Annotated in this window: 4 protein-coding genes; 3 read left to right on the top strand and 1 reads right to left on the bottom strand. The window is 55.9% G+C overall.

Annotated features, from left to right (window positions below; genetic code table 11):
• Window positions 1-167 precede the first annotated feature (167 nt).
• From SM763_RS20550 to SM763_RS20540, 3 genes are all read left to right on the top strand, one after another.
• Window positions 168-695 (top strand): ATP-binding protein, encoded by a 528-nt coding sequence (locus SM763_RS20550; RefSeq protein WP_368999585.1) that lies wholly within the window; start codon window positions 168-170, stop codon window positions 693-695.
• Window positions 696-1,382: 687 nt separating this feature from the next.
• Window positions 1,383-4,286: a calcium-binding protein gene (locus SM763_RS20545; protein ID WP_368999584.1), complete on the top strand. Its 2,904-nt coding sequence runs from the start codon at window positions 1,383-1,385 to the stop codon at window positions 4,284-4,286.
• A 354-nt stretch (window positions 4,287-4,640) separates the two neighbouring features.
• On the top strand, window positions 4,641-4,841 hold the full coding sequence (locus SM763_RS20540; protein WP_065273505.1) for a hypothetical protein: 201 nt from the start codon (window positions 4,641-4,643) through the stop codon (window positions 4,839-4,841).
• 683 nt (window positions 4,842-5,524) lie between these two features.
• On the opposite strand, the gene queF is transcribed toward SM763_RS20540, so the two are convergent.
• A complete protein-coding gene (queF, locus tag SM763_RS20535; protein ID WP_368999583.1) occupies window positions 5,525-5,989 on the bottom strand; it encodes a preQ(1) synthase in 465 nt (154 codons plus the stop codon).
• Window positions 5,990-6,000 lie beyond the last annotated feature (11 nt).

Here is a 6,000-nt window from a genome sequence, read left to right as displayed (position 1 = left end):
AGTTCGCATCGCCGTGCTGAACGGCTACACCGCGCTCGGCATACCCGTCACTGTGGCCGTAGGATAGGTCCGTCCGGGGAAAGGGGAACCACGCTCAGACCCCGATTTGTGCAACAGCGCCAGTCATAGATTTGAGCGGAATTCCGTTCGAACTCTTGAGCATCACGGTGTCATTGATTTCCCGTCTGATGTTCGACTTCTGCTATTTCACAAGGCGTCTCGAGGGTGTAATTCCGCAGCCGATTCTAATGGTTTATGAAGAGGCGCATAAGTACGCACCCAAAAGCGGCTTATCCCGTTACAAGGCATCTCTCGCGGCGATCGAACGCATTGCAAAAGAAGGTCGTAAATATGGAATAAGCCAGCTAATCTCAAGCCAGCGCCCCTCTGAGATATCTGAAACCATTTTCTCACAATGCAGCAACTTTCTTGCGATGAGGCTGACGAACCCTGATGATCAGAGTTACGTTAGACGGTTGCTCCCAGATACCCTCGGAAACTTGACTGAAGGAATGCCGGCGCTGGAGCAGGGTGAAGCATTGCTTATAGGCGATTCTGTAACAATGCCTTCTGTTGTCTATGTGGAAAAGTGCTCCCCGGAACCATCTTCAAGTGACATCAGATACTTTAATCTCTGGAAGGAGCAATGGAAGGACATTGACTTTGAGGGGCGTGTTGAAAACTGGCGAAAGTAGTATCGACTGAATTGAACGAAGATGGGGTTGGAGCGGACATAGGAGTAAACTTGCTACTGGATAGCCGCTCTGGCCTGACTGAATGTGTTCTGCTTTTTTTGTCCGCGAGACGTATTTTTCGAGCCGACGCTGCCAGCATAGTGGGGATCATCGCATGTCCGCTCTAAAGCGCCGCGCGGCAGCACCATAGTACGGTGCGGTACGGCAAATTCGGGCCGTGCCCAATGCATCGCGCCACCCGTGTGGACGACTTTGCAAAGGTCACTTTCTGCGCTTCGCTGACGTCTGCACTGATCTCAGCATCGCCCCGGTCAGTTGAGCGGACCCGAAGGTCCGCTCTTGGGAAGCCTCTCGCGCCTGCAGCAGAGCCTGCGCTGCGCCCTGCTGGAAGGTCGTGTTTGGGCTGAGAGCGGTCGGCAGTTCTTTAGGCTGTGCAGCTCCAGTCATCTGGATTGGCTTGGTGCGGGTAGCGGATAGTGCGCGATATGGGGCTGGCGCCAGAGTTGTCATGCGTTCCCAGTCAAGGGCGAGCCTGTGTGAGATGGTGGCTTAGGCAGGCGGAAAGCTTTTGAGGATGCTTGATGGTGCCTAAACCTTGATCTGAGATGCAAATTACCGCAACCATGCGTTACCGCGCGTGTTTTTGTGAGCGCCCATTCGAAACCAATAGAACAGGCAGATTGTGTTATGCGGCTTCGCCTTCTAGGAACAGACACCCATTTTTTCAACAGTGCCCTCCTCGGGCGGGTTCAGGAACAGGTTGCCGCTGGCCCCATTGTCTTTGTGGATGAGCTCGGCGGTCGAGTCGAAGTGGATGCTTCTCCCATCGAATTTGGTACGGACAACGTGCCTTATGACGGTCTTGTCTCCGAGATGCGTTATTACTCTAGCTCGGGTGAGCTTCAGGCGGTCATGGACGAATTGGAATGGAGCCTTGCCGATTTCCTGACCGCACGTTCTGAACTCAATGCTGGGCGCCCGGATGCCATGGCGGCCTTGTTCGAGATGCCATCCAATTTGGATGTGCAGTCCCGGAATGCTGTAGACTTCAACTTCACCGACCTTTTTGGCTCGATTGTGGATGAGTTGGAGAAGTCGATGCGATTTTCTGGCAGTGCTGCGAATGATCACGCAAGCGGTGGCAGTAAGAACGATCGCCTTTTTGGCGGAGGTGGGAACGACACCCTCCGCGGCATGAATGGCAAGGATAAGATATTTGGCGGAGCGGACGACGACTTCATATCGGGCGGAGGTAAACGGGACCGACTCGTCGGAAACGGAGGCGACGACATCCTGCTTGGCGGCGGCGGGAAAGACAAAATCAAAGGTGGCGGGGGCCACGACCGTCTGATCGGGGGTAAGGCTGACGACCGTTTGTTTGGCAATTTCGGTGATGACGAACTGCGGGGCAATGCTGGGCGCGATCAGCTTGATGGTGGGGACGGGGCAGACACGCTGTTGGGCGGCGGTAGAGGCGATTACCTGATTGGTGGCGACGGAGATGACAGCATGGCTGGCATGGCCGGCAGTGATGCTCTTCTTGGTGGTCGTGGAGCGGACACTCTCACAGGGGCAGGGGGGCGCGATACGATGGCTGGTGGGTCGGGAGATGACTACATTACCGGTCAAAGCGGTGGCGACTTCCTGTACGGTGACAGTGGTGATGACACCCTTTATGGCGGTAGCGGCGACGATGTCCTGCGAGGAGGAGCAGGTGCCGACTTGCTGACCGGAGACGGCGGGGACGATACGCTCGTGGGCTATAGTGGCGATGATGTGTATTGGGGGGGCGAAGGTGAAGATCATTTCCGGTTCAACACCGTCGGGGCTTCCTACACCGTCACGAATTCTTACTGGGGTTTTGTACAGTCGGCCGGTGCCTTTGGCGCAGACGGGGATGATACGGTCCGCGACTTCAGCGCAGAGGACATCCTAACAGTAGGCGGTCAGCGGTTTACTGCGGATAGCTTGCGAACCTATGCTGCATCAGACGGGAACCGGGACGGGGCCTCGATCTGGGTTGAAAGCGGGCAGGGCGTCGGGGCTACGGATACGGTTATTCACTATGACCGCCAGGGGTCAGTTAACCCCGACACTGGGGAGTCAAATCATACCTACCTGTCCAGCGTGACACTCTCGAGCTTTTCCACTAGCGCGTCCTCCGGCGGTGGCACTCCTGGCTCCGACCTTGCTGGTTTGTCCGGGAATTTCAGAGGCTTTGAACTCACTGGAATGACGCCATTGACGGATGAAGATCCTGGAGGTCGCTTTGGTGATTTCAACGGTGACGGACGTTCGGATCTGCTTGTCAGGGGAAGTAGCCAATCTGCCTACGAATATCATGTGCTGTACGGTGCTGCATCACAGGCGGATCTTGTCAACGTGGCAGAGGCTGCCTCAGGAAGTACCGGGTTCACGGTGACGCTTGATACCGGAAACTGGCTGGATCTTGCCAACTTCATCGGTGTGCTGGAAGACGTTGATGATGATGGGCGTGCTGACTTCGTCATGGGCGTTTCCAACTTTGAAGGTATCGGCGCGACCTTCGTCTACACCGGCTCCTCCAATGTGACACTTGCAGATGGAACAGAGCCGAATACCAGCCTGATCGAAGGCGCCGGGGAATTTCTTGGAACACTGGGGATTAATGGGGCCGCGCTAGGTGACATAAATGGTGACGGCAACAGCGATGCTCTGGTCATGGACAGCTCGCGCGTGATTGATGATACCGATTTCAATCACCTGATTGGCTACGTCATCACGGATACTTCCCTATCCAGCGTGCACCCTATCGAAGGTGGGGAAGGGGGCTTTGTAATCGACTCTGCAGATGGATTGGCGACGGGCGCCAGTGTCAGCTCCGCCGGAGATACCAATGGGGACGGGCTGGATGACATGGTGATCGCCATGCGGCACGTCGCCGATAAGACGGAGAGCTTCTTTGTGGTGCAAGGCCGGAGCCAGGGTTCGCCAGTATTCCTTGAAGACGGGTTTTCCGATGATGGGTTCCAGATACGCTCGCATCTGCAATATGCCGATGACTTGGAATGGGCGGAAACTGGCGGTGCCCAACTGTCAGGTGGAGGCGACTTCAACAACGATGGTTTGGACGACATCCTGATTGGCCTGCCTTACGCAGATCGCGGCGATCGGGAAAACACAGGCGCAGCCTATGTTGTCTTTGGAAGTGCAAACCCTGCTGCCGTTGAACTGGATGACCTCGGCTCGCGCGGGCTCGAAATCATGGGGACACAGGAACTGTCTGCTATTGGCAGCTCCGTAACGTTCCTCGGAGATGTAAATGGCGACGGGCGCGACGACATTGCCATTACGGGCAGCGACGTGAACACTGGAGAGGCGCTTGGCGTTTACGTGATTTTCGGGACGGGTTCGACTGAGGCTATTCATCTGTCTGATATCGCCGCGGGGACCGGCGGTTTTGTCATTCGCCCGGCAGATGACACATCCACCAACTACGTGGACTCTACCGCTGCTGCAGCGGGTGACATGAACAACGACGGATATGATGACATTCTTGTTACCCTTTCAGATGTCCAGAACTACGTAATTTACGGCGATGATATGCTCTAAGTTGCGGTAGTTGGGCTTTGTTCCATGTTTGGGGCGGTGAACGCGTTTCGCCTTTCCCAGCTGGATTGTCCTAGGGACACTGTGACAGCTATGCCGAGAGCGGCGTAGGAGCTGGGGACTCCAGGTTTCGGATTGTCGCGATTTGCCTGCACGTGCTGTGGCTGCCAAATCTGCCGCGGATAGGACAACGTTGGAGTGCAAGCCTGAATGCATGTCTTTCTGCTTACAGGCAGCGGAAGGGCGCTAAGGGGTTCTAAAAGGTCCAGAACGTGGAATATGAAGGGTGGTATTCGGGGGATCGATTGGCGTCTTGTGCCGCTGGTGACTTCGGTAGACCACAAAAGGAGGCTTTTGATGAGTGAAGCGCGGATAGAGGTTTCGAGGTTGCCCGATGGCCAGGTCAGTGTTCGCAAAGGGTTCTGGAGCGACGTGTTTGCGGAGGAGCGCCGAGAGCCTTGGGCTGCATGGTATGAAAGCATGCACGCGCAGTATGGATATTCCGGCTATCTGGAAATGGCGCGTGCCTTGCGGGAGCTTGCTCCGGCGAACGCTTGATTTAGGTGAGTCGAACCTAGCAAACTAGGCGAAAACAGTTCCGCACTGCCTGACAGGAAAAACTGGAAACCTTTGAGGGTTTCCATAATCCGCCGAGCAATCAAGGCCCCTGGGATGTGATCCGAGAGGGGTAAATCGATCACAGGGGAAGGTGCGCCGAAATATCTAACGGAAGCGCTGGAAATGGCGGCCTAAGACCGTAGCCTCAGCAAGTGTCCGAGGCTGCGAACACAGCAATACCGCAAGCTAACTGCCGACTGGGCTAAGATGGTTTTCGTGGGACACCGGTCCTGTAAGTGGTTGTTTTCTATATCCGGGTTTCACTGCTGGCGTGGGACACTGCGGAACTGAATTCTTACAGTAATTTTTGGTTTGTTTCCGTCTCTCATCACCCACCATTCCCCCTTCGTTTGTATGGCAAAATCATCTCTGCACGGCAGAAAAGTTTTCAGGCCTGTTCTCGCATGGCGATGCGTCTGCGCATAGCGTCACCATCTCGGAAATCTTCTGGGGAGATCTGGTTTGGGTGGATTCTCACCGGCGGCTGGCCAACCATTGGCCATAGCGACCCGGTGACGCAATTGCGGCCTTGCGCGATGTCTTTTCCCTAGTCGTCGCGACTGGCTGGGGCGTCAGGCCTGACGCCCCCTAGGTGGATTGTTGTGTTGTTTGCCGCTAGGCGATCAACCCCGTCCGCGATAGGGCGGCACGCCTTGGTCCGGGATCCACACGCTCTCAGGCAGTGGGCCGGTTTGCCAGAAGACATCAATCGGAATGCCGCCACGCGGATACCAGTAGCCGCCGATGCGCAGCCATCGGGGCTCCAGAAAATCCACCAGTCGGCGTGCGATGGAGATTGTGCAATCCTCGTGAAAGGCACCGTGATTGCGAAAGGAGGTCAGAAACAGCTTCAGCGATTTTGATTCCACCAGCCAGTCACCGGGCACATAGTCGATCACCAGATGGGCAAAATCCGGCTGTCCGGTCATCGGGCAGAGCGAAGTGAATTCCGGCGCGGTGAAACGCACGTTGTAGTCCACATCTGCCTGCGGGTTGGGCACCCGCTCCAGTTCGGCCTCTACGGGGCTGGCGGGAATGCGGGTTTCGCCGCCAAGCTGTTTCAGATTGCTGTAGATATCGTTTGTCATGGAAAACTCCA

It is taken from the genome of Pseudophaeobacter sp. C1-32P7 (assembly GCF_041008775.1).
Lineage (GTDB): Bacteria > Pseudomonadota > Alphaproteobacteria > Rhodobacterales > Rhodobacteraceae > Phycobacter > Phycobacter gallaeciensis_A.
This window is presented reverse-complemented; position numbering and strand designations above follow the sequence as displayed.